Source organism: Streptomyces sp. NPDC046465, assembly GCF_040646035.1.
Classification (GTDB): Bacteria; Actinomycetota; Actinomycetes; order Streptomycetales; family Streptomycetaceae; genus Streptomyces.
In genome coordinates this window covers 182,101-205,380 of the sequence record NZ_JBEYZK010000017.1, presented here as the reverse complement: position 1 = coordinate 205,380, position 23,280 = coordinate 182,101, and the positions used below count along the sequence as shown (strand labels likewise).

Genomic DNA, 23,280 nt, shown 5'->3' with positions numbered 1-23,280 from the left:
AATAAATGCACCCGCGAGGAGCCCGATATGTCAGACGACGTAGACCGGCGTGACCGGCGTGACCGGCGACGGCCATGGCTCGTCCTTGCCGTCTGCTGCATGAGCATGCTGATCGTCAGCCTCGACAACACCATCCTGAACGTGGCCCTGCCCGCCATCCAGCGCGACCTGCACACGTCCGTCTCCGGGCTGCAGTGGACCGTGGATGCCTACACGCTGGTGCTGGCCAGCCTGTTGATGCTCTCCGGCTCGACCGCCGACCGCGTGGGCCGCCGCCGCACGCTGCAGACCGGACTGCTCGTCTTCACCTCGGCGTCCCTGCTGTGCGGCCTCGCGCCCGGCCTCGGCTGGCTCATCGCCGCGCGGGTCCTGCAGGCGGTCGGCGGATCGATGCTGAACCCCGTGGCGATGTCGATCATCAGCAACACCTTCACGGACCCGCGGCAACGCGCCCGCGCCATCGGAGTGTGGAGCGGCGTCGTCGGCATCAGCATGGCCGCGGGGCCGATCATCGGCGGCGCCCTCGTGCAGTCGGCGGGCTGGCGGGCCATCTTCTGGATCAACGTACCGATCGGCCTCGCCGCGCTGTACCTCACCCACAGGTACGTGCCGGAATCACGGGCGGCGCGGCCCCGCCGCGTGGACCCGGTGGGCCAGGCGCTCATCGTCGTCCTGCTCCCGGCGCTCACGTACGCCATCATCGAGTCGCCCGGCCACGGCTGGACCTCACCGCCCGTGCTCGGCTGCGCGATCGCGGCGCTCGGCGCGCTCCTCGGACTGCTGTGGTACGAGCCGAGGCGCACCGATCCCCTCATCGACCTGCGTTTCTTCCGTTCAGCGCCGTTCGCGGGCGCCACCGTGATCGCGGTCGCCACGTTCGCCGCACTCGGCGGCTTCCTCTTCGTCAGCTCGCTGTATCTGCAGAACGTGCGCGGGCTGGATCCGCTGCACGCCGGTCTTTTCATGCTGCCGATGGCGGTCATGGCGCTGCTGACCGCGCCGGTCTCCGGCCGCATGGTGGCCTCGCGGGGGCCGCGGACGCCCCTGCTGCTCGCCGGGTCGGCGCTCAGCGCGAGCGCCCTTCTGCAGGCGCTCACCTTCTCCGACCACCTTCCGGCGGCCGTGCTGATCGTCGCGTACCTGCTCTTCGGCACCGGCTTCGGACTGGTCAACGCCCCCATCACCAACACCGCCGTGTCCGGGATGCCCCGCTCGCAGGCCGGCGTCGCCGCCGCGGTGGCCTCCACGAGTCGGCAGATCGGGCAGTCCCTCGGCGTGGCCGTCATCGGTGCGCTCATGGTCGGCGGGGCGCACGCGGACGCCGCGTCCTTCACCGACGTGGGGCGCACGGCGTGGTGGATCATCGCGGGCTGCGGCGCCGCCGTACTGGCCACGGGTACGCTCACTTCCGGCCGCTGGGCCCGGGGAACGGCCCAGCGCACGGCGAAGAGGCTCGCTGTGGAGGAGACGAGGGAGACAGTGAACGCCTGATGGAGCGCCCACACGACTGCCCGCGCGACCTCCCGCACGACCGCCCGCGTGACGACGGGCCGCGGGACGAGGGGCCGCGGGACGACGGGCCGCGGGACGACGGGCCGCGGGACGGTGGCGACGAGACCGCCAGGGCGGCGGCCCGTGTCTGGCAGGGTCTCAACACTCTCCTCTTGGAGCGTCACAACCGCCGCAAGGCGGTCGCCGACGCCCTCGGCATGAGCTTCAGCCGCATCAGGGCGCTGCGGCGCCTCACCGGCGAGCCGATCACGCTGCGGGAGCTGACCGAGCGCCTTGGCGCCGACCCGCCCTACACCACCGTCATCGTCGACGACCTCGTACGGCGCGGTCTCGCCGAACGCGTCGCCAACCCCGCCGACCGCAGGTCCAAACTGGTCCACCTCACGGAAGAGGGGGAGGCGGCGGCCGCCCGCGCCACCGCGATCCTCACCACTCCGCCGGACGACCTGCTCGCCCTGCCCGCCGAGGACATCGAGGTGCTCGACCGCGTGGTGGCGAAGCTGTTGCAGTAGGCGCGACGGTTCCGTTTCGTTCTGGTTCGTTATGGCTCTAGAGCTCCTGCAGGCCCTCTTCCGGTGTGGCGGGAGCGAGCGTCGCACGGTGGAGGCGGCCCGCGACGACGCAGCGGACGGTCACCGGGTGTGCGGGCGCGTCGGAGCCGTCCGCGAGCCGGGCGTGCACTCCGGAGAGCACCGCCGCGGGATCGGCGCGCAGCACCCGGCCGTCCGCGTCCCGGTGCGGCTCGATGCGTACGGACAGGAGCGCGCCGCCGGTCCGGCGCAGCACGCAGTACGAGGCGCTCAGCACGACGGCGGCAGTCCGCGCGCCACCGTGTTCGGCGAGTGCGTGGCGCGTCCACCCGTCGACGGTCCAGGTCTCACCCCGCGCGGGGAGCGCGGCGGCGTGCCGGGCTCGCCGGAACACGAGCCCGGCGCTCTGCAGTTGGGTGTCCGACGCCCGGTCCGCCTCGGCGGCCAGGTGATGCGCGGGCGCGGTGGAGCGGGCGGGCCGCCGCTCGATGTGTACGTGAGGTCCTCGCAGGTCCGCCCGTACGGCGAAGGCCGCGGGGGTACGGGAGGGCGGCGCGGGATCCGGCAGGAGGTTCGGTACGGGGGGATCGGCCGGTGGGGCCACGCCGAGGATCCGGTAGAGCTCCGCGCGCAACCGGCGTACGGCCTGGCCGCGCTCGGCGAACGCCCGCGCGGCGACGGCGGACGCGGAGCCGGGGCTGTACTCGCCGACGGCGCGCTCGAAGCCAGCCGTGGTCGGCTGTTCCAGGGGCCCCAACCCCGGTAGCCGGGCGAGGAGTTCGGCCATCGGGGTGCCGGGGATCAGCTCGCCGCCGCCGTCGCCCGCGGCGATCATCGGGGTGTCGCGGGCCGCGGCCGCGTACAGCGCCGCCGAGCCGTGGTCGGTGACGATCGCGTCGGCGGCGATGAGCAGCGCGGCCCACTCCTCGTACGGGCGGGCCAGGACCAGGCCCGCGTCGAGGGCGGGTGCGAGATCCTGCGCGAGGTCGAACCGCCCTGTCCTGCTGTGCTCGTTGGGGTGCAGGACGAGCCCCAGCTGGTACGTGTCGTGGGGGAGCTCGGCGGCCAGGCGGGCGGGGAGGCGGGGGTGGCGGCGGATCAGGGAGTGCGGGCCCCAGGTGGAGGCGAGGACGACCAGGCTCCGGCCGTGGGTGCGCAGGGCGCGGCGGTAGCGCTCGCGCAGGGGGAGCGAGGCGAGGACGCGGTCGAGCGTGGGGTCGCCGGTCACCGTCGCGTGCGCGGCTGCCGGAGGGCACGCGGCGGCGAGGCGGGTGACCTGCGAGGGGTGGGCCAGGGCGTGGAGGCGGGCCAGTGGGCGGCCGCCCGGCATCAGGAGCGCCGGGTCCATGCCGGAGGCGGAGTCGCCGGGGCCGTCCGGTGCGGTGAGGGCCTTGTTGTAACCGGCGCCGTGCGGCAGCAGGACGCGTGGTCCGCGGAGCTCGGCGAGGCCGCCCTTGGGGCTGGCGGCCAGGATCAGATCGTGGGGGTGGGCGAGGGCCTCGGCCCAGGGGATGGTGCGCCCGCCTGCCCGTTCGACGGCCGCGAGGGCGTCGGTGTCGAAGGCGGAGCCGGGGACGAGGGTGAAGCGGCGTCGGATGCGGTCGTCGCCCGCGAAGACGGGGAGGACGTCGAGGAGCCGGTGCAGGGCGGTGGCAGACCGGGCGGCGAAGAGGACGCGCTTCTCGGTGCCGGGGGAGGAGCCGCGCCGTGCGGCGCGGACCGCCGCGACGGGACCCGCTGCCCGCTGCCCGCTGCCCGCTGCCCGCTTCGGGAGTGTCCATCCTAGTTCGGGCGGCTGTGTCGCGTGACCCGTTTCCGCTTTTCGGGGCGGGTATGTGGGGGTCGGCGGGCGGCATGCCGGAGATCGTACCGGGCCCGCAGCATAGACCTGCGGCGGAGGCGCCCTGCGACCGGAGTCGGATCCGGAACGGTTCGGCCGCGTATTAGCGTGGTCGGAACAGATCGATCGACAGGATCCGAGGTGCCCGGCCCATGCCAAGCCGCAGCGAGAGCCGTACCCAGCTCATCGAGTCACTCATGGAGCGGTTCCCGCACGTGCCGCGGGAAGCCGTCATCAAGGAGGATCTGCTGCGCGGCGGCATCGCCTTCGACGAGTCGGCGCTCAGCGACAACGAGGGCGGTGACGTCAAGCCGAAGTCGTACTTCATCTTCTCCTTCGACCACAGCACCCTGCCCGAGCTGGGCGCCGCCGCCCTGCGCCGCCCGCCCGAGGAGATCGTCCTCACCGGCGGCCCCTACGACCTGCGCCGCACCGTCGTGTCGGTCCGCGTGAACCCGGCCTCGCCGTACCGCGTGGCCGCCGACGACCACGGTGTCCTCGGGCTCTACCTGGACGGCGCACGCATCTCCGACGTGGGCCTGCCGCCGATGCCGGACTACTACCGGCACACGCTGGAGAACGGCAAGTCCGTGATGGAGGTGGCGCCCACCATCCAGTGGGGCTACCTGATCTATCTGACGGTCTTCCGGGTCTGCCAGTACTTCGGCGCCAAGGAGGAGTGCGGGTACTGCGACATCAACCACAACTGGCGCCAGCAGAAGGCGGCGGGCCGCCCCTACACGGGCGTGAAGCCGATGGACGAGGTCCTTGAGGCCCTCGCCATCATCGACAAGTACGACACCGCGAAGTCCTCCACCGCGTACACGCTCACCGGTGGCGCCATCACCACGCGGCTCCAGGGCAAGGACGAGGCCGACTTCTACGGGCAGTACGCGAAGGCCATCGAGGAGCGCTTCCCCGGCCGCTGGATCGGCAAGGTCGTCGCCCAGGCGCTGCCCAAGGCGGACGTGCAGCGCTTCCACGACTACGGCGTGCGGATCTACCACCCCAACTACGAGGTGTGGGACCCGTACCTCTTCGAGCGCTACTGCCCCGGCAAGGAGCGCTACGTCGGCCGTGACGAGTGGCACCGTCGCATCCTGGACTCCGCCGACGTCTTCGGGCCGCGCAACGTCATCCCGAACTTCGTGGCGGGCGTCGAGATGGCGGAGCCCTTCGGCTTCAAGACCGTCGACGAGGCCATCGACTCCACCGTCGAGGGCCTGCAGTACTTCATGTCGCGCGGCATCACGCCCCGCTTCACCACCTGGTGCCCGGAGCCCACGACACCGCTGGGCAAGGCGAACCCGCTGGGCGCGCCGCTGGAGTACCACGTGCGCCTCCTCGAGGCGTACCGCGCGACGATGGAGGCCAACGGCCTGTCGTCGCCTCCCGGTTACGGTCCTGCGGGCCCCGGCAACGCGGTCTTCTCGGTCAGTTCGTTCATGGACAGCCTCTCCCCGGAGCAGGCCGCTCCGGAGGATGCCATCACCTCCACCACGGCCCAGTAACCCGGTGCGGAGGCCTGCACGGGGGCCAGGAGAAAACCCCGGGCAGGCCTCCGACAGGCCGTGTTACGGTCGGGACGGGTCACGAGTTCCAGCGCCAAGCCCCGGCTCGCTGGGCGGCACCCCGCTCCGTCGCGGGTGCCCCGGGTGACGACCCGCCCCGTGCGACGTGCACGGGGAACGGCGGATCACCGGGGTCGGCGACACCCGGGGTCCACAACTCCGGAGGCGCTCCATGACGCACTCGCCCGACACCCATGACCACGCCACCCATGATCACGCCACCCGTGCCCACGACACCTGGGACGCCTGCACGGCGACCGACGTGCTCATCACCTCGCACGACGTCACCGACGACGGCCGCATCGCGCTCCATGTGCTCGGTCCGACCAGGGGCGTCCCCGCGGCCCTGTGGACCGACGATCCGGAGCGGCTGCGCGGCCTCCTGCGACAGTACGAGGGCCTGGCCCAGTGGCAGCCCCGCTGGAACCTGCTGAGGCTGCGGTGCGAGACCCTGGGCACCACGGTGGTGTGCGTGGCCCCGCTGGCCTCGGGCGTCTGACGAGGCGTCGTCGGCCGGAGGGCCCGCGCCACCGTCGAAGATCACCGGTTCGTAGGATGACGCCGTGCCGGTCGCGGGCGATCCCCGCGGCCGGGCGGCGCGACAGTCAGCCACCCAGAGCCGGAGGTCCCCCGTGCAGCACCACCCCGTCACCGTCGTCACCGGCGGCAGCCGCGGTATCGGCGCCGCTGTCTGCGTCCGTCTCGCCGAGGACGGCCACGATGTCGTCATCGGCTACCGCTCGAACGCGACGGCCGCCGACGAGGTCGCCGCGACGGTCCGCGCCGCCGGTCGCCGCTGCGTCACCGTCCAGGTCGACACCGCCGACGAGGCCGACGTCGACCGCCTCTTCGACACCGCGGCGGCCGAGCTCGGCCCGGTCACCGCTCTCGTCAACAACGCCGGTGTGGGCGGCCCCGTCGGCCCCCTCGCCGAGGCCGACGCCGAGGGCATGCGCCGGGCGCTCGAGGTGAACGTCCTCGGATACCTGCTCTGCGCCCGGCGCGCGGTGCGGGACATGAAGGCCCGCGGAGGCGGCGCGATCGTGAACATCTCGTCTGTCGCGGCCACTCTCGGAGGTCCCGGCGAGTACGTGCACTACGCCGCCGCCAAGGGCGCCGTCGACACGCTGACGGTCGGCCTGTCCAAGGAGGTCGCGGAGGACGGCATCCGCGTCAACGCCGTTGCCCCCGGCGTCATCTGGACCGAGTTCCACGCCGACCCCCAGCGTCCCGCGAAGCTCGCGGCGGGCATTCCCATGGGGCGCTCCGGTCAGCCCTCGGAGGTCGCGGGGGCCGTCTCCTGGCTGCTCTCGGACGACGCCTCGTACGCGACGGGCACGGTCCTGAGGGTGTCGGGCGGCCGCTGATCTCTCCCCGCGGCTGCGGATTCGGATCGAACCTTCGTACGATGTAGGCATGATCACTGAATCCGTCGCCCTCGCCCCCGGCGTCGTCATCCGGCCGTCCGCCCTGAAGGACGCGGAGGCGCTGGCCCGGTCCCACCGGCGCAACCGCGTCCACCTCGCGCCCACGGAGCCGTACCGGGCGGCCTCCTTCTACACCACGGAAGGCCAGGCGGAGCGAGTCCGCGGGCAGTTGGAGGAGGACAGGGCGGGCCGGGCCGCGCACTGGCTGCTCGAGAGCGACGGGGAGATCGTCGGCCACGCCGGGCTGACGAACATCGTGCTGGGCCCGGCCCGCAGCGCCAGCCTCGGCTACTGGATCGACGGGGAGCACCTGGGCCTCGGCCTGGCCTCCGCCGCCACGCGGTTCGTCTGCGAGGCGGCGGACGCCCGGCTCGGCCTGCACCGCGTCGAGGCATGCACCCTGCTCGACAACACCGCCTCGCAGCGCGTGCTCGCGAAGTGCGGTTTCGAGGAGTACGGGGTCGCGCCGGGCTACTTGTACATCAACGGCGCCTGGCGCGACCACCGCCTCTTCCAGAAGATCCTCAACGACCGCCCGATGTAGCGGGGATGGGGCCGGGGGGGCGTCCGGAGTCCCCTCTCTGATCAGACTCTCGGGTCAGACGATGTTCTCCGCGACCTCGGCCTGCTCGCGGTCCGAGCCGTACGCCTGCGGGGTGCTGTACGAGCGGCGCGCCACGAACCACCACACGGTGGCAAGGAGCAGCACCGCGACGAGCGCGATCGAGGCGTAGTTCATCGAGTCGACCGTCACCGGCGAGGCCTGCGGCAGGCAGAACAGGACCGTCACGAACGCCACCCAGATGACCGCGATCCAGCCGACCGGCTTGCTCCAGCGGCCCAGGTTCCAGGGGCCCGGCTGGAAACGGTCGCCCGCGCGAAGGCGCAGGAAGATCGGGATGGCGTACGCGGGGGTGATGCCGATGACGTTGATGGCGGTGACCGCCGTGTACGCCGTCGTCGAGTAGAGGGAGGGCAGCGCGATGACCGCGGCCAGGCCCACCGACAGCCACACCGCGGGCACCGGGACCTGGGTGCGGGAGCTGACCTTGCGCCAGAGGGCCGAGCCGGGCAGCGCGTTGTCACGGCTGAAGGCGAACACCATGCGGCTGGCCGCGGCCGTCTCGGCGTTGCCGCAGAACAGCTGGGCCACGATCACGATGAGCAGCAGCGCCGTCGCCCCGGACTCGCCGATCGCGTCGATCATGATCTGCGCGGGCGGCACCCCGGTGGCGCTCTTCTGGGCGCCCACGTAGTCCTGGATGGCGAAGCTCAGCCCGGCGAGCAGGACGAAACCGGCGATCCACGAGGCCCAGATGGCGCGCACGATGCCGCGCGCCGCGGAGACCGAGGCGTTGGAGGTCTCCTCCGACAGGTGCGCGGAGGCGTCGTAGCCGCAGAAGGTGTACTGGGCGAGGAGCAGGCCGATCGCCGTCACGTAGAGCGGGTTGTCCCAGCCCGTGTCGTTCACGAACGTGCCGAAGACGGTCGACGGCGACTGGTGGTGGTCGGGCACGATCGCGAGGACGCCGACGATCACGGTGACGCCGGCGACGTGCCACCAGACGCTGATCGAGTTGAGCAGGCTGACCAGGCGCACGTTGAAGAGGTTCAGGACGGCGTGCAGGAGCAGGATGCCCAGGAAGATCAGGAAGGTCTTCTCGGTGGTCGGCGTGAAGCCGAACTTCAGGTTCAGGAACGCGCCGGTGAAGAGCGCGGCGCCGTAGTCGATGCCCGCTATCGCGCCGAGCAGCCCAAGCAGGTTCAGCCAGCCCGTGTACCAGCCCCAGCGGCGGCCGCCGAGCCGGTCGGCCATGTAGTAGAGGGCGCCCGACGTCGGGTACGCGCTGGTGACCTCGGCGAGCGCCATGCCCACGCAGAGCACGAAGAGGCCGACGCCCGCCCAGCCCCAGAGCATCACCGCGGGGCCGCCCGCGCCCATGCCGAAGCCGTACAGCGTCATGCAGCCGGACAGGATGGAGATGACGGAGAAGCTGATGGCGAAGTTGCCGAAGCCGCCCATGCGGCGGGCCAGCACGGGCTGGTAGCCGAGCTCTCTGAGTCGCTCTTCCTCGTCCTGATGTGGTGGCGCGGGCGCGGGGGCGGTGCTCGACGACGACCAGGTGGTGCGGGACACGGTGGGGCCTCCGGTGGGGAGCGGGGGTGAAGGGGGTCGGGGGTGCGGGGCCGGGCGGCCCGCGGGGCTAGCCCGGGCCGCGGGAGGCGCTGAAACAGCGGGTGCGGGCCTGGACGAAGACCTCGGCGGCGGCGTCCGCGTCGCCGGGGGAGTGGGTGCGGTAGGTCCACGGGACCGTGGTGAAGAACGGGTCGAGGGCCTGGAACACCCGCGACGCGTCGTGGAACTGGTGCGCGCCCCACAGCGCGTGCGCCAGGTGGTTGAGGTCGAGGAGCGAGGTCGCGGCGGGCGTCGTGTGGTCGAACCAGAGCTGCAGGGCGAGCAGCGCGGCGCGCGTGGCGTCCTCGGATATCCAGTGCAGGTCGAGGGCCTGTTCCTGGCCGGACTCCCTGCGGTAGCGCTCGACCCGTACGTACAGGGGCAGCAGGTGCAGCGCGGAGCCGGCGGGAGCCGATGCCGAGGCCCACTGCACGAAGTTGTACGCCTCGGTGAGCGGGCCCCGCGCACGGCGCCCGTACACGAACTGCAGCATCCGGTGGTACGCCTCGCGGTTGCCCGGATCCCGCTTGTCGGCCTCGGCGAGCAGCTGCCAGGGGCCGGGGAAGAGCATCGGCTCGGGAGGTGCCTGGCGGTGCTCGTCCCACCGCTGGCCGACGTCGAGCTGGGCCAGGGAGAGCAGGCAGATCCAGGGCACGGGGTCCTCGGGCGACAGGGCGGACGCGGCACCGCACGCGGAGACGGCATCGCGCCACAGGTCGTTGGTCCGCCGGTGCCCCGAGCGATGGGCGCGCAGGGCGCGCTCCACCAGGACCCGGGCGTGCAGGACGGCCGCCGAGGTGCTGCGCGGCTCCTCGGCGCGCCAGGCGTGCACTACGTCGGAGCCGGCGACGGCGGCTCCCAGGATCTGCGTGCGCTGCGTCCACAGTCCCCAGTCGGGTGTGTCGGTCAGCAGGTTGCGCGTGGAGACCCAGCGACCGGTCCTGAGGTCCTGGAGCACCCCGCGCAGCGCTTCGTCGTGGCCTGCCGGGTGGTACACCGGGCGGCCTAACGCCATGGGCATGAGTCCTCAGTTGGGAGAAGAGGGAGGTGAGGGGGAGGGAGTGGGAGAGGTCGACCAACCGGTTTGTTAAGGGAGTTGACGGTGTGACTCGGCGGACAGTGTAGATCCGGCCCTTCCGGTTCCAAGCCCATTCGTAAGACTTTTATGACCTTGTTGTGTCAACACGGCGCGGCGAATGGTCATTTGCTGTGCAGTTACGGGCATTTCTGCCCCTCGATGCCCTCGATGCCCTCGATGCCCTCGGGGTCGGCCCTTTGGTGCTCTCCGGGCTGCCCCCTCGATGCCCTCGGAGCCGTTCCCTTGACGCCCTCCGGGCCGCTGTAGCACTCTTCCGCGGTGATCACCTATGAGCGGCCTCCGGGCGCGCGGCCTCCCGCGCAGCGGCCCGTGCTCGCCGTGGACCAGGGCACGTCCGGCACCAAGGCCCTCGTCGTCTGCCCGGAACGCGGCGTGCTCGGCACGGGCGCGGCGCAGGTGCGCCCCCGCTTCCTTCCCGGCGGCCTGGTGGAGGTCGACCCCGCCGAACTGTTCGCCTCCGTGGTCGACGCGGGCCGCAGGGCGCTCGCCGACGCGGGCGAACCGGTCGCCGCCATCGGCCTGGCCAATCAGGGGGAGACGGTCCTCGCCTGGGACCCCGACACCGGCGAACCCCTCACCGACGCCCTGGTATGGCAGGACCGCCGCGCTGAATCGGTCTGCGCCGAACTCGCCGAGCACGCGGACGAGTTGCGGCGGCTCACCGGCCTGCCGCTCGATCCGTACTTCGCCGCGCCCAAAATGGCGTGGATACGTCGCCATCGCACCCGGCAGGGCGTGGTCACGACCAGCGACGCCTGGCTCGTCCACCGCCTCACCGGCGCGTACGTCACCGACGCCGCGACCGCGGGCCGCACCCAGCTCCTCGATCTCGACGACGTCCAGTGGTCGCCGCGCGCCCTGGAGCTCTACGGACTCGAGGCGGAGCGCCTGCCCCGCATTGTCGACGCGGCGGGCCCGGTCGGGACGACCACCGCCTTCGGTCCCGAGCTCCCCGTCACCGGCCTCCTCGTCGACCAGCAGGCCGCACTGCTCGGCCAGGACGTGACCGCGTCGGGCAGCGCCAAGTGCACGTACGGAACAGGGGCGTTCCTGCTCGCGCAGACCGGCGACCGCCCGCGGCGCGGACCGTCGGGGCTCGTCAGCTGTGTCGCCTGGCGGCTCGCCGGGCGCAGCAGCTACTGCCTCGACGGACAGGTCTACACGGTCGCGTCCGCCGTCCGCTGGCTCACAGATCTCGGCGTGATCGCGGGCGCCGAGGAGATCGACCCGGTGGGCTCGGCCGTACCGGACGCGGGCGGTGTCACCTTCGTGCCCGCGCTCGCCGGTCTCGCGGCGCCCTGGTGGCGCGGCGACGTGCGTGGCTCGCTGACAGGCCTTGGCCTCGACACCGCCGCCGGGCACCTGGTGCGTGCGCTGTGCGAGGGTGTCTGCGCGCAGGTCGTCGCGCTCGCGGACGCGGTGGCCGCCGACCTGGGGGAGCCCTTGACGAGCCTGCGCGTCGACGGCGGCCTCACCCGCTCGGCCCTTCTCATGCAGACCCAGGCCGACCTGCTCCAACTACCCGTAGAGGTATCGGCGTTGCCCGATGTCACCGCACTCGGTGCGGCCGCCGTCGCCCGTATCGGCCTCGACCCCTCCCTCACGGTCGCCGACGCCGTACCGAAGTGGCGGCCCGCCGCCGTCTACGAACCGCGGATCGACGCGGACGCGGCGGCCGAACGCCTCGCGGGCTTCCGCACGGCGGTCACCGCGCTGCTGGAACGCACACCCTGATGGCGGTCACCAGGCGTGGCGCGGTGCCGGACGTGACGTACGACGTGGCCGTCGTCGGCGCGGGCGTCGTCGGCTCGGCCGTCGCCCGCGGCCTTGCCCGCTACCCGGGCCTGCGCATCGCCCTGGTCGAGGCGTCGGACGACGTCGGCGACGGCACGTCGAAGGCGAACACGGCGATCCTGCACACCGGATTCGATGCCGTGCCCGGCTCGCTGGAGTCCCGCCTGGTCCGCGAGGGGCAGCGCCTGCTCGCCGCGTACGCCGCCGAGTCCGGAATCCCCGTGGAACCGGTCGGCGCGCTGCTCGTCGCCTGGGACGCCGAGCAACTGGCCGCACTGCCCGGCCTGTTGGCGAAGGCGGAGCGCAACGGCTACGACGCGGCGCGCGTCATCGGCCCCGCCGAGGTCCGTGCCCGCGAGCCGCACCTCGGCCCCGGCGCCCTCGGCGCGCTCGACGTCCCCGGCGAGAGCATCATCTGCCCGTGGACCACCACCCTCGCCTACGCCACCCAGGCCGTACGGGCAGGGGTGGACCTTCTCCTCAACTGCCGTGTCGAGAAGGCCGGCGCGGCGGCCGGGGCGCACCTCCTGGAGACGCCCCGCGGGACCGTCCGCACCCGCCACCTCGTCAACGCCGCGGGCCTGCACGCCGACACCGTGGACCGGCTCCTCGGTCACGACGACTTCACCGTCACCCCTCGCCGAGGCCAGCTCCTCGTCTTCGACAAGCTCGCCCGCGACCTGGTGCGCCACATCCTGCTGCCCGTCCCGACAGCGCTCGGCAAGGGCGTCCTGGTGGCACCGACCGTGTACGGAAACGTCCTCCTCGGCCCCACCGCCGAGGAGTTGGACGACAAGACCGCCACCGGCACGACGGCCGAAGGCATCGCCGCGCTGCGCGACAAGGGCGGTCGCATCCTCCCGGAACTGCTCGACGAAGAGGTCACCGCGGTCTACGCGGGACTGCGCGCCGCCACCGAGCACGACGACTACCGCATCAGCGCGCACAAAGAGCAGCGCTACGTCACCGTCGGCGGCATCCGCTCCACCGGCCTCACCGCGTCCCTGGCCATCGCGGAGCACGTCATCGAACTGCTCGCCACCACGGGACTGGACCTCCCCGGGCCCCGGGGCCTGCCGCCCGCCCGCATGCCCAACCTCGGCGAGGCCTTCCCGCGCCCCTACCAGCGGGCCGACCTCATCGCGGCCAACCCCGCGTACGGAGACGTGGTCTGCCACTGCGAGCGGGTGACGCGCGGCGAGATCCGCGACGCCCTCGCCGCGACGGTGCCACCCGGCTCACCGGACGGCCTGCGCCGCCGCACGCGGGCACGCGGCGGCCGCTGCCAGGGGTTCTACTGCGGCGCCCGGGTGCGCGAACTCTACGAGCAGGGTCTCTACGAGCAGGATCTCTACGAGCAGGGTACGGAGTTGGGGGCACGGTGAGGCGCGAACGCATCGTCGACGTACTCGTCGTCGGCGCAGGACCCGCCGGCCTCGCCACCGCGGCCGGGCTCGCAGTGGCGGGCGTCGGCGAGGTCGAGGTGGTGGACCGGGAGCGGCAGGGGGGCGGCGTCCCGCGACACTGCGCGCACGGCGGCTTCGGCCCTCCCGGTACGACGGGGCCGCGGTTCGCGGAGCGCTGCGTGGCGGCGGCCGTGGGCGCCGGAGCGGTCCTGCGGACCGGGGTCACGGTGACGGCTTGGGCGGCGCCGCTCACCCTGGACACCACGAGCCCGCGCGGCCTGGAGCGGATCACCGCCCGCGCCGTCGTCCTCGCCACCGGCGCCCGCGAGCGCCCGCGCGCCGCACGCCTCGTGCCGGGCACCCGCCCCGCGGGGGTGTTCACCGCGGGCGAGCTCCAGCAGGCCGTCCACCCGCACGGGTCGCGCATCGGCACGCGGGCCGTCGTGGTCGGCGCGGAGCCGGTGGGCTTCGCGGCCCTCGACACCCTGCGACGGGCCGGGGTCGCCGTCGCCGCGCTGGTCACCGAGCACCCGCGCCACCAGGCTCCGCGGGCCCGCGCCCTCGAAGCCCGGCTGCGGCGCGGCGTGCCCGTTCTCACGGACGCCACGGTCGCCGAACTCCTCGGTCGTGGCCGCCTGTCGGGCGTCCGGCTGCGCCACCGGGACGGCAGGACCGCGTACGTCGCCTGCGACACGGTCGTCTTCACCGGCGACTTCGTGCCCGACCACGAACTGGCCCGGAGCGGCGGCCTGTTGATGGACCGGGGTACGCGGGGTCCGGCCGTCGACGGCGCCTTCCGTACCGATGCGCGCGGTGTCTTCGCGGTGGGCAATGTACTGCACGCCGCCGAACCGGCACGCACGGTCGTGCGCGAGGGTGCGCTGGCGGCGACAGCCGTGCGGCGCTACCTCCGCGACGGTGACTGGCCCTCGGCCTCGGTGCCGCTGCGTGTCACGGCGCCGCTCGGCTGGATCGCCCCGAACAGGCTGACCCAGGACGAGCCGGGCGACGGTTTCACGCTGCGGACGACCGAGTTCGTGCCGCGCCCGACACTGGTGATCACGCAGGACGGCAGGGTGCTCCACCGCGCACGCCTGCGCCGCGGGGCCGTCGCGAACCGCCCGTTCCGGGTCGCCGGGGGCTGGGCGGCGCGGGTGGACGTCGCGGGCGGCGCGGTACGGGTCTCCCTCGGGTAGACGCGGTGCGGGTCTCTCTCAGGGGACGCGGTGCGGGTCTCCTTCGGGGGGACCGGGCCGGGGGCGGTCGGCGGCTTCCGTCCGGGGCTCCCACGGGCCCCTCTTCCCATGCTCCCGCCTCCCGCATAGACTCCAAAACTAGCAGCGCTAATTTACGGAGCGACATCCCGCCCCGTACCCAGCGTGACCCGCGTGACTTGTGTGACCCGTGTGACCTGCACCAACCGAAGCAGCGAGACCCCGCAGAACGATCCGGAGCCGTATCGTGCGCACCGTCCACTTCGCCGCCGCCCGCCGCACCCCCATCGGCAAACTCCGCGGCACCCTCTCCTCAGTCCGTCCCGACGACCTCGCAGCGGGCGTCGTGCGCGGACTCCTCGCCGACATCCCCCAGCTCGACCCCGCCCGGATCGACGACATCTACTGGGGCGCCGCCAACCAAGCGGGCGAGGACAACCGCAACGTGGCCCGCATGGCCGCCCTCCTCGCGGGGCTCCCGGAGACCGTTCCCGGCGCGACCGTGAACCGGCTGTGCGCCTCCGGCCTCGAAGCCGTCACGACCGCCGCGCGCACGATCGCCGCGGGTGAGGCCGACGTCCTCCTCGCGGGCGGCTCCGAGTCGATGAGCCGCGCCCCCTTCGTGCTGCCCCGCCCCGACGAGGCGCTGCCGCACCGGATGGAGACCGCCGACACCCGCCTCGGCTGGCGCCTGACCAACCCGCGGATGAAGGAGCTGCACGGCGTCCTCGCGATGGGCGAGACCGCCGAGGAGGTCGCCGGGCGGTACGGCGTCTCGCGCGAGCGCCAGGACGCCTTCGCGCTCCGCAGCCACCAGCGCGCGGCCGCCGCCCGCAAGGACGGCCACTTCGACGACGAGCTGCTCCCCGTCACCCGCCCCGACGGCATCGTCGTCGACACGGACGAGTGCGTGCGCGAGGACACCTCGTACGAGAAGCTCAGCGGCCTGCGCCCCGTCTTCCGCAAGGACGGCACCGTCACCGCGGGCAACGCCTCGCCGATGAACGACGGAGCGGCCGGGCTGCTGCTCGTCAGCGAAGAGGCGCTGAACGACCTCGGCCTGGAATCCCTCGGGCGGTACGCGGCCGGGGCCTCCGCCGGAGTCCACCCGGACGTCATGGGCATCGGACCCGTCCCCGCCACGCGCAAGGCGCTCGACCGCGTCGGCTGGGGCATCGGCGACCTCCAGGAGGCGGAGTTCAACGAGGCGTTCGCCGCCCAGGCGCTCGCCTGCGTCGACGCCCTCGGCATCGACCCCGAGCTGGTCAACCCCTCCGGCGGTGCCATCGCGCTCGGCCACCCCCTGGGCTGCTCCGGCGCCCGCATCCTCACCACGCTGCTGCACCGGATGCGCCGCACGGGCGCCACCCGCGGCCTCGCCACCATGTGCGTGGGCGTCGGGCAGGGCAGCGCGCTCCTGGTCGAACGCGACTGACGACGGACGCGACACACGGCGGGCGCGGTTCGCCGCGGGCGCGGTTCACGGCGGCCGACGGGGGCGGGTGCGTGCCGCCGCCGTCGGACCCGGCTGAACCCCCTGCGCATACCGTCCCTCCAGGAGTGGGGCGGATGCCGCGCCGCCGTCGAGCATCAGCCCGAACCACCGCAAGCCCCACGGAAACGGAGCACTCTCTCTCATGGCCACGCTGTCCCTCGCCGCGATCCTCGCCGAGCCCGCCCGCCGCCACCCGGACCGCATCGCGCTCGTCGAGGGCGCCGTGCGGCTCTCCTTCCGCGAGATGTGGCACCAGGCCCGCGCCCAGGGCGCCGCCCTCGCCGGGCTCGGCGTACGGCCGGGGGACCGCGTGGCCCTCCTTGCCCCCAACACCGCCGAGTTCCCGAAGGCCTACTACGCCGTCCTGGCCGCCGGTGGAGTCGTCGTCCCCGTCCACCTGCTGCTCTCCGCGACGGAGGTCGAGCACGTGCTGCGGGACAGCGGAGCCACCCTGCTCCTCTGCCACCCCGCGCAGGCGCCGACGGGCGCGCAGGCCGCCGAGGCGACCGACGTGCGCATGCTCACCCTGGGCGCCGAGGGCGAGTTGGAGGCCCTGGCCCGCGCCGCCGAGCCCCTCACCTCGTACGCCACGCGCGATGCCGACGACCCGGCCGTCATCTTCTACACCAGCGGCACCACAGGCATCCCCAAGGGCGCCGTGCTCAGCCACTTCAACCTGGTGATGAACGCGACGGTCAACGCCTTCGACGCCAACGACGTCCGCCCGGACGACATAGTCCTCGGCGCGCTGCCGCTGTTCCACGCCTTCGGCCAGACCGTCTCCATGAACTCGACCTGGCGGGCCGGCGCGACCCTCGTCCTGCTGCCGCGCTTCGACGCCGCGCGCGCCGTCGAGCTGATGAACGCGGAGGGCATCAACACCTTCCACGGCGTCCCCACCATGTACGTGGGCCTGGTGGCCGCCGCCGAGACCGCCGAGCGGCTGCCCCGGCTGCGGATCTGCATCTCGGGCGGCGCCTCCCTGCCGGTCGCCGTGCTCGAACGCTTCGAGAAGGCCTTCGGCACCCCCGTATACGAGGGTTACGGGCTCTCCGAGACGTCGCCGACCGCCTCCGTCAACCAGCCCGACTTCGGGACCAGGCCCGGCAGCATCGGCCACCCCGTGTGGGGCGTCGACGTGGAGATCGCCCGCGCCGACGTCGACGACCGCGTCGAACTGCTGCCGACCGGCGAGCTCGGCGAGGTCGTCGTCCGTGGCCACAACGTCTTCTCCGGCTACCTGGGACGTCCCGAGGCGACCGCCGAAGCCGTGGTCGACGGCTGGTTCCGCAGCGGCGACCTGGGCACCAAGGACGCCGACGGCTTCCTGACCATCGTCGACCGCAAGAAGGACGTCATCATCCGCGGCGGCTTCAACGTCTACCCGCGCGAGGTCGAAGAGGTCCTGATGCGCCACCCCGGCGTCACCCAGGCCGCCGTGATCGGCCTGCCCGACCCCGTGCACGGCGAGGAGATCTGCGCGGTCGTCGTCGCGGCGGCCGACGCGACGCCCGAAGCGGCCGGGGAGATCATCGAGTGGTCCAAGGAACATCTGGGCCGCCACAAGTACCCGCGCCTCGTCGAGTTCACCGACCAACTCCCGCTCGGGCCCAGCATGAAGGTCCTCAAGAGGGAACTGCGCGCCCACTACAGCGCGTAAGCGCTGTAGGAACACCCGCATGGGATGGGACCTCTCGGCCGGGCAGTTCGCCGCTCTCGCCGCCGCGGCGATGCTGGTCGGCTTCTCGAAGACCGCCGTCAGCGGCGCGAACACCATCAGCCTCGCGCTGTTCGAGGTGCCAGCAGTTGCAGGCCGCCCAGTACGGTCGCGCCGATCACCAGCTGCTCGAAGAGCCCAGCGCACGCCGGTCAGCGCACGTCGGTCAGCGCGCGTCGGTCAGCGTCGCGCCGACCGGGGCGCCCGCCGTCTCGGTCGAGAGCCCGTGCTCCAGGTCCTCCGCGAGCAGCCGCTTGGCGATCGCGTCCACGGCCCCGGTGAGCTCCTTGTCCGCCGGGCGGCCGATGTCCTTCTGGACCTCCTGGCCCAGCCAGGCGGCCCACGCCCGGGAGATGACCTCCGCCTCGCGCTCCCCGGCGGGCGTGTGCGAGAAGTACGTGCCCGTACGGGTCAGATAGCCCTCGTCGACCATGCGGTCGAAGACGGGCACCAGGACCTCGGGCGGAATCCTGCGCCGGGTGGCGATCAGGCCGAGGCTCGCGTGTCCGACCATCCGGGTGAGGAGCGATACCTGCATGACCGCCCAGGCGCCCGCGATGTCGAGACGGGTGTCGGAGTCCCGGATGATGCTCCGCGCGGTCGTCATGCCGACATTGCCGATGATGTGGGCGATGCTCCGTTCCAGGAGGTGCCCGGAGTCGCCGCTCGTCGGCTGCGCGAAGCCCTCGCCCATGTCCGGGGCGCCCATGCGCGCGCTGTCGCGCAGTTCGACCTGCTTGAGGAAGAGCGCCACCAGGAATCCGATGAGCGCGACCGGGACGGTCCAGAGGAAGACCGTGTGCAGGGTGTCCGCGTACGCCTTGATGACGGGTGCGGCGGCGGCACCGGGCAGTTCGTGCAGGCCTCCGGGGCTCTGCGCCGCCTTCCCGACGACGGCAGGGTCCCCGCCGGCCCGCGCGGCGGCGGCCACCCCGTCCTTGAGGTTCGGCGCGAGGGTGTTGGCGTAGATGGTGCCGAACACGGCCGTGCCGAACGAGCTGCCGAGAGTGCGGAAGAACGTGACGCCCGACGTCGCGGTGCCGAGGTCGGTGTACGGGACGGTGTTCTGCACGGCGATCGTCAGGACCTGCATGCACAGGCCGATGCCGGTGCCGAGCACGAACATGTACAGCGACTCCAGCCACGTACTGGTGTCGCTGCCCATCAGCGAGAGCAGATAGAGCCCCAGCGCCATCACCAGCGCGCCGACGATGGGGAAGATCCGATACGTGCCGGTCTTGCTGACCACATTGCCGCTGAAGATCGACGCGATGAGCAGCCCGATGACCATGGGCAGCGTCCGGACGCCCGAAATGGTGGCCGAGTCCCCGTCCACGTACTGCAGGTACGTCGGCAGGAACGTCATCGCCCCCAGCATCGCGAAGCCCACGATGAAGCTGAGGATCGAGCAGACCGTGAAGACCGGATTGCCGAACAGTCGCATCGGCAGCATCGGTTCGGCCGCCCGGGTCTCCACGACGCAGAACAGCGCGAGGGCGACCAGGCCGCCGACAAAGAGGACGATGATGGTCGGCGACCCCCACGCGTACTGGTTGCCTCCCCAACTCGTCGCCAGGATCAGCGCACTCGCACCGATGGCCACGAGCGCGATGCCGAGATAGTCGATGACGGGCCGCACGGCGGACTTCACCACGGGGATGGTGCGGGCGGCGGCGAGGACCACGACGATCGCGATGGGCACGTTGACGTAGAACGCCCAGCGCCAGCTCAGGTGGTCCGTGAAGAGCCCGCCGAGCAGCGGTCCGATCACTGTGGACACCCCGAAGACGGCACCGATCGCGCCCTGGTACTTGCCCCGCTCGCGCAGCGGGATGACGTCGGCGATCAGCGCCATGGACGTGACCATCAGGCCACCCGCGCCGATGCCCTGCATCGCCCGCCAGGCGATGAGCAGCGTCATGTTCGTCGACAGGCCGCACAGGAACGAGCCCGTGATGAAGATGACCGCGGAGAGCTGGAAGACGACCTTGCGCCCGAACAGGTCACCGAACTTCCCGACGAGGACCGTGGCCACGGTCTCCGCGAGCAGATAGGACGTGACGACCCACGACATGTGCTCCGCCCCGCCCAGATCCGACACGATCGTCGGCAGCGCGGTGCCGACGATGGTCTGGTCGAGGGCGGCGAGGAGCATGCCCAGCATGATCGTCACGAAGACGACGTTGCGCCGCCGCCGGTCGAGGACGGGCGGCGCCTGTGCCTCGGCGGAAACGGACGCGGTCGGCTGATCGGTCGTGGTCACACGGCCACCCTCACACCGGCGCCGGACGTGTGCATGCGGGGCGAGGCCGGTTCGGTGACGGGGTGGGGGCGGGGGGGGGGGCACGCACCAGGCGGTCCGGCCCCGGGAAGAGCGGCGGACGCCTCCGCGCCGACCCCGGTCCGGTCCCGGGAGAGCGGTGGACGCCTCCGCGCCGACCGGGGGAGAGCCGCAGACGTCCCCGCGCCGACCCGGGAGAGCCGCAGACGCCCTCGTCGCCGAGCGGGTGGGGGGTGTGGGGCGGGACGCCTCCGCGCTGACCGGGTGGGGGTCGCGGCGCCGCTACCCCGCCGACCCCCCACGCAGCCGCGGCGCGTGAGCCACCGCGTCCACCGCGGCCCCCTCGCGCTCCAGGAGCCCGGCCAACGCCTCCGCCCAGCCGACCAGTTCGACGACGTCCATCCCGTACGGCCGGACCTGCCCGCACTCCGCGCTCCACGCGGAGACCGCTCCGGCCCCGCGGAGCAGCAGCCGTGCCCCGCCCGTGGTGTTGCCGCGGGCCGAGTGCGTGAGTCCGACGGCGAGCTGCGCAAGCCCCTTCCACAGGCCGCGCTCCGTCTCGGGCCCGGACTTCCAGGCGTCCTCGAAGACCTCGTGCGCGTGGAAGGGGCGCCCCGCGTCCAGCAGCGCCTGTGCCTCGGTGACGGACTCCTCGGGCGCGCGGACGACGCCCTCCGGCTGCCGGGGCACTCCGTCGGCGCCATAGGGCAGCGGCCGGCCGAGCCCGTCCCGGGGCCGCTGGTTGCGGGCCCGTCCCTCCTCGTCCCGGTCGCGCTCACGGCCACTGTCGTACGGTCCAGGTGCAGTGCTCATACGCCGATTGTCGCGCGTGGCTGACGACGGTCACCGGAGAACGGAGCACCCTTCGCCGTGGGGTAGAGTTCTACTTGTGATCACGCGGGACACCGCGCCGGACACATCGGGACGTGGCGCAGCTTGGTAGCGCACTTGACTGGGGGTCAAGGGGTCGCAGGTTCAAATCCTGTCGTCCCGACTGGAGACAGTCGCAGGTCAGGGCCGGTTTTGGAGATATCCGAAACCGGCCCTTGATCATTTTTGGGGACCGGCCGGGGGCCGGACGACCGGACGGTGACCGGCGGGAGCGCGCCCCTGAAACCGTGGCTCAGGCAGTGCCGTAGACCCCGGCCAACTCGGTGACGGCGCGGGCCATCTCCGCCCGTGCCTCGGGAGGGTCGACGACCTGGACTGCGGTGCCGAACTGCAGCAGCTGGCGGACCGCCTCCACGACGGGGTAGACGACCTCCGCCCGCAGCCAGTCGTCGGTGCCGGTCTCGGGAACGGGCGGCCCGGTGAAGTACTCGCCCACGATGCGGGTCACCATGTCCAGCCACTCGCGGCGCACCCGGATGGCGATCGGGACGCTCCCGTCGCGGGCTTCCACCGCATGGCGCAGGCCGTGCCACACCTCGGTCAGCTCCATACGGGGCCGACGGCGCGCTTCGGCCTCGAGGAGCCGGACATGCGACAGCCGGTCGGTGCGGAAGAGCCGTGGCTCGCCCTTGTGGTCGGCGACCAGATACCAGGTGCCGGCCTTGGCCACCAGTCCGTACGGGTCGACGGTGTAGGTGCGCGGGGTGCTCTGCCCGCCGTGCCGGTAACGCACGCGCAGCCGACGGTCGCTGAGGACCGCTGCGTACAGGGCCTCCAGATCGGTCTCGGGGCGAAGTGCGGCACGCCAGCGGTACGGTTCGACGAGAACGCGGCGGCTGGTCAGCTCGGCCGCCGGGCGGTGCGGGGCGGGCAGCGCGGCCATCACCTTGCGCAGCGCGGAGCCCAGGGCGTGGTCGAGACCGAGCGCCGAGTGGGCGCTCTGCGACGCCAGCACGAACAACGCGCGCGCCTCATCGGTGGTCAGACCCGTGACGTCGGTGCGGAAACCGGCCAGCAGCCCGATGCCACCGTCCTTTCCCCGCTCGGCGTACACCGGAACGCCCGCCGTCGACAGCGCCTCGACGTCGCGGTAGATGGTGCGCTGCGACACCTCCAGACGCGCGGCGAGTTCCCTGGCCGGAACCAGGTCACGGTGCTGGAGCAGCAGCACGATCGAGAGCAAGCGGTCGAATTTCACCTGCGCAGAATATGACGGCGGATGTCATATAAGCCCCGCAAGATCGCTCCCGTTGACATCGACGAAGGAGCAGCATCGTGCAGCGCAAAGACATCGAGACCCTGGCCAGCCGGATCGAGGGGCCCGTGCTGCCCCGCACCGCCCGGTGACGGCGACCGCCCGGAGACCTCAATGACATCCTCATCGACAGACACCGCCCCGACGAATCCCCCCACGCCGACGCATGCTCCGCTGCGCCGCGTCCTCACCCTGGACGCGGCCGGGATGATCGTTTTCGGACTGGCCTACCTCTTCGCCTCCGGACCGCTGGCCCGGCTCCTCGGCGTCGACGCCAAGCTGATGCTCACCTGCGGCGGCCTGATGCTCACAATCGGCGTGGGCGTGGCCCTGCTGGCCGCACATGCCCGGCCGCCCACAGCATCGGTGCGGATCGTCATCGCGATCGGGGCCTCGTGGGTGGCGGCGAGCATCGCCTCCCTCGCCCTCGACTGGTGGGACCCCAACGCCGTCGGCACGGTGTGGACGGCCCTCCAAACCCTCCCCGTCGCGGTCTTCGCCATCTTGCAACTCGCGGCGTTGCGCAACAGGCCCTGACCCATAACGGCCCTCTCAGCCAACGGTCCCCCACCCCCGACCCCTCCGCGCCCGCCGACCGGGCGGCGCCACCCCTGACCGGAGATCCCCATGACCCCAGACAGCCAGCTCGTGAACGCGCCGGACGCGCCCGTCACGTTCATCAACATCTTCGAGATCGCCGCCGAACACCTCGACGCGTTCATCGCCCGGTGGGAGCAACGTGCCGCACTCATGAGCGCCAAGCCCGGTTTCCTCGACTCCCGGCTGCACCGGGCCCGTTCGTCGCAGACCCGGTTCCAGCTCGTCAACATCTCGCACTGGCAGAGCCTTGAGGCGTACGAGGCCGCAGGCTCGGACCCCGCGTTCCAGCAGCACACCCGAGCCGCGCGCGAGAACTCGCAGACACCGGTCACATCAAGCCCGGGCCTGTATGACATCGCCGCCGACTACTCCGCCGCGACAGCGGAGACCGGACAGCCGACGTAGACGGCCGCACCCGTCTTCCGCCACGCTCAGTGCTGCGGCCGGGGCCACCGAGTGGGCCCGGCTTCAG

The 23,280-nt window shown here is 72.5% G+C and carries 20 protein-coding genes, 1 tRNA gene, 1 pseudogene and 1 riboswitch; of the genes and pseudogenes, 16 read left to right on the top strand and 6 right to left on the bottom strand.

The window, feature by feature from the left end; all coding sequences use genetic code 11:
- Positions 1-27 precede the first annotated feature (27 nt).
- Together ABZ953_RS26545 and ABZ953_RS26540 are read left to right on the top strand one after the other, a co-directional pair.
- Complete coding sequence (locus ABZ953_RS26545) at positions 28-1,491, top strand: MFS transporter (RefSeq protein WP_361728228.1); 1,464 nt, start codon at positions 28-30, stop codon at positions 1,489-1,491.
- A complete protein-coding gene (locus ABZ953_RS26540; protein WP_361728225.1) occupies positions 1,491-2,024 on the top strand; it encodes a MarR family transcriptional regulator in 534 nt (177 codons plus the stop codon). Before ABZ953_RS26545 ends, ABZ953_RS26540 begins: the two co-directional genes overlap by 1 nt.
- A 37-nt stretch (positions 2,025-2,061) precedes the next feature.
- Here ABZ953_RS26540 and ABZ953_RS26535 read toward each other — a convergent pair whose 3' ends face one another.
- Complete coding sequence (locus tag ABZ953_RS26535) at positions 2,062-3,390, bottom strand: translation initiation factor 2 (RefSeq protein WP_361728222.1); 1,329 nt, start codon at positions 3,388-3,390, stop codon at positions 2,062-2,064.
- A gap of 60 nt (positions 3,391-3,450) precedes the next feature.
- Here ABZ953_RS26535 and ABZ953_RS26530 point away from each other — a divergent pair, with 60 nt between their 5' ends.
- The 5 genes from ABZ953_RS26530 to ABZ953_RS26510 all read left to right on the top strand — a co-directional run bounded on the left by ABZ953_RS26530 (position 3,451) and on the right by ABZ953_RS26510 (position 7,424).
- Positions 3,451-3,828, top strand: coding sequence for a hypothetical protein (locus ABZ953_RS26530; protein ID WP_361728219.1), 378 nt, complete (start codon positions 3,451-3,453; stop codon positions 3,826-3,828).
- A gap of 206 nt (positions 3,829-4,034) precedes the next feature.
- The gene (locus tag ABZ953_RS26525) at positions 4,035-5,393 is read left to right on the top strand and encodes a radical SAM protein (RefSeq protein WP_361728216.1); all 1,359 of its coding nucleotides are present in this window, start codon (positions 4,035-4,037) and stop codon (positions 5,391-5,393) included.
- Between the two features lie 77 nt (positions 5,394-5,470).
- A riboswitch (SAM riboswitch) is annotated at positions 5,471-5,580 on the top strand.
- Positions 5,581-5,625: 45 nt separating this feature from the next.
- A complete protein-coding gene (locus tag ABZ953_RS26520) occupies positions 5,626-5,952 on the top strand; it encodes a hypothetical protein (protein WP_361728214.1) in 327 nt (108 codons plus the stop codon).
- A gap of 133 nt (positions 5,953-6,085) precedes the next feature.
- Complete coding sequence (locus ABZ953_RS26515; protein WP_361728211.1) at positions 6,086-6,820, top strand: SDR family oxidoreductase; 735 nt, start codon at positions 6,086-6,088, stop codon at positions 6,818-6,820.
- A 49-nt stretch (positions 6,821-6,869) separates the two neighbouring features.
- The gene (locus tag ABZ953_RS26510) at positions 6,870-7,424 is read left to right on the top strand and encodes a GNAT family protein (RefSeq protein ID WP_361728208.1); all 555 of its coding nucleotides are present in this window, start codon (positions 6,870-6,872) and stop codon (positions 7,422-7,424) included.
- A gap of 54 nt (positions 7,425-7,478) precedes the next feature.
- On the opposite strand, the gene ABZ953_RS26505 is transcribed toward ABZ953_RS26510, so the two are convergent.
- Both ABZ953_RS26505 and ABZ953_RS26500 read right to left on the bottom strand, forming a co-directional pair.
- Positions 7,479-9,017, bottom strand: a complete 1,539-nt coding sequence (locus ABZ953_RS26505; RefSeq protein ID WP_361728205.1) for an amino acid permease — start codon at positions 9,015-9,017, stop codon at positions 7,479-7,481.
- A gap of 67 nt (positions 9,018-9,084) precedes the next feature.
- The gene (locus ABZ953_RS26500) at positions 9,085-10,071 is read right to left on the bottom strand and encodes a hypothetical protein (RefSeq protein ID WP_361728202.1); all 987 of its coding nucleotides are present in this window, start codon (positions 10,069-10,071) and stop codon (positions 9,085-9,087) included.
- Between the two features lie 342 nt (positions 10,072-10,413).
- On the opposite strand from ABZ953_RS26500, the gene ABZ953_RS26495 reads away from it, so the two are divergent.
- The 6 genes and pseudogenes from ABZ953_RS26495 to ABZ953_RS26470 form a co-directional block, all read left to right on the top strand.
- Positions 10,414-11,889: an FGGY family carbohydrate kinase gene (locus tag ABZ953_RS26495; protein WP_361728199.1), complete on the top strand. Its 1,476-nt coding sequence runs from the start codon at positions 10,414-10,416 to the stop codon at positions 11,887-11,889.
- On the top strand, positions 11,889-13,334 hold the full coding sequence (locus ABZ953_RS26490; protein WP_361728196.1) for an FAD-dependent oxidoreductase: 1,446 nt from the start codon (positions 11,889-11,891) through the stop codon (positions 13,332-13,334). Before ABZ953_RS26495 ends, ABZ953_RS26490 begins: the two co-directional genes overlap by 1 nt.
- Positions 13,331-14,551 (top strand): FAD-dependent oxidoreductase, encoded by a 1,221-nt coding sequence (locus ABZ953_RS26485; protein ID WP_361728193.1) that lies wholly within the window; start codon positions 13,331-13,333, stop codon positions 14,549-14,551. The genes ABZ953_RS26490 and ABZ953_RS26485 overlap by 4 nt, the downstream gene beginning before the upstream one ends.
- 265 nt (positions 14,552-14,816) lie before the next feature.
- Positions 14,817-16,004 (top strand): thiolase family protein, encoded by a 1,188-nt coding sequence (locus ABZ953_RS26480; protein ID WP_361728190.1) that lies wholly within the window; start codon positions 14,817-14,819, stop codon positions 16,002-16,004.
- A gap of 202 nt (positions 16,005-16,206) precedes the next feature.
- Complete coding sequence (locus tag ABZ953_RS26475; RefSeq protein WP_361728187.1) at positions 16,207-17,724, top strand: long-chain fatty acid--CoA ligase; 1,518 nt, start codon at positions 16,207-16,209, stop codon at positions 17,722-17,724.
- A 19-nt stretch (positions 17,725-17,743) separates the two neighbouring features.
- Positions 17,744-17,857: pseudogene (locus ABZ953_RS26470) on the top strand (sulfite exporter TauE/SafE family protein); the annotation flags it as partial.
- Between the two features lie 90 nt (positions 17,858-17,947).
- On the opposite strand, the gene ABZ953_RS26465 reads toward ABZ953_RS26470, so the two are convergent.
- Positions 17,948-20,044 carry an MDR family MFS transporter gene (locus ABZ953_RS26465; RefSeq protein ID WP_361728184.1) on the bottom strand — a complete coding sequence of 699 codons (2,097 nt, stop codon included), beginning with the start codon at positions 20,042-20,044 and terminating at the stop codon, positions 17,948-17,950.
- A gap of 300 nt (positions 20,045-20,344) precedes the next feature.
- Positions 20,345-20,875, bottom strand: coding sequence for a DUF309 domain-containing protein (locus ABZ953_RS26460; RefSeq protein WP_361728181.1), 531 nt, complete (start codon positions 20,873-20,875; stop codon positions 20,345-20,347).
- A gap of 107 nt (positions 20,876-20,982) precedes the next feature.
- Between ABZ953_RS26460 and ABZ953_RS26455 the strand changes: the two genes are divergently transcribed.
- Positions 20,983-21,056: transfer RNA gene (locus ABZ953_RS26455), tRNA-Pro, on the top strand.
- 129 nt (positions 21,057-21,185) lie between these two features.
- Here ABZ953_RS26455 and ABZ953_RS26450 read toward each other — a convergent pair.
- The gene (locus ABZ953_RS26450; RefSeq protein WP_361728178.1) at positions 21,186-22,151 is read right to left on the bottom strand and encodes a YafY family protein; all 966 of its coding nucleotides are present in this window, start codon (positions 22,149-22,151) and stop codon (positions 21,186-21,188) included.
- A gap of 171 nt (positions 22,152-22,322) precedes the next feature.
- Here ABZ953_RS26450 and ABZ953_RS26445 point away from each other — a divergent pair, with 171 nt between their 5' ends.
- Both ABZ953_RS26445 and ABZ953_RS26440 read left to right on the top strand, forming a co-directional pair.
- Positions 22,323-22,745, top strand: a complete 423-nt coding sequence (locus ABZ953_RS26445; protein ID WP_361728175.1) for a hypothetical protein — start codon at positions 22,323-22,325, stop codon at positions 22,743-22,745.
- A gap of 90 nt (positions 22,746-22,835) precedes the next feature.
- Entirely contained in the window at positions 22,836-23,213 is a 378-nt protein-coding gene (locus tag ABZ953_RS26440; protein ID WP_361728172.1) for an antibiotic biosynthesis monooxygenase family protein, read from the top strand.
- Positions 23,214-23,280: the final 67 nt, after the last annotated feature.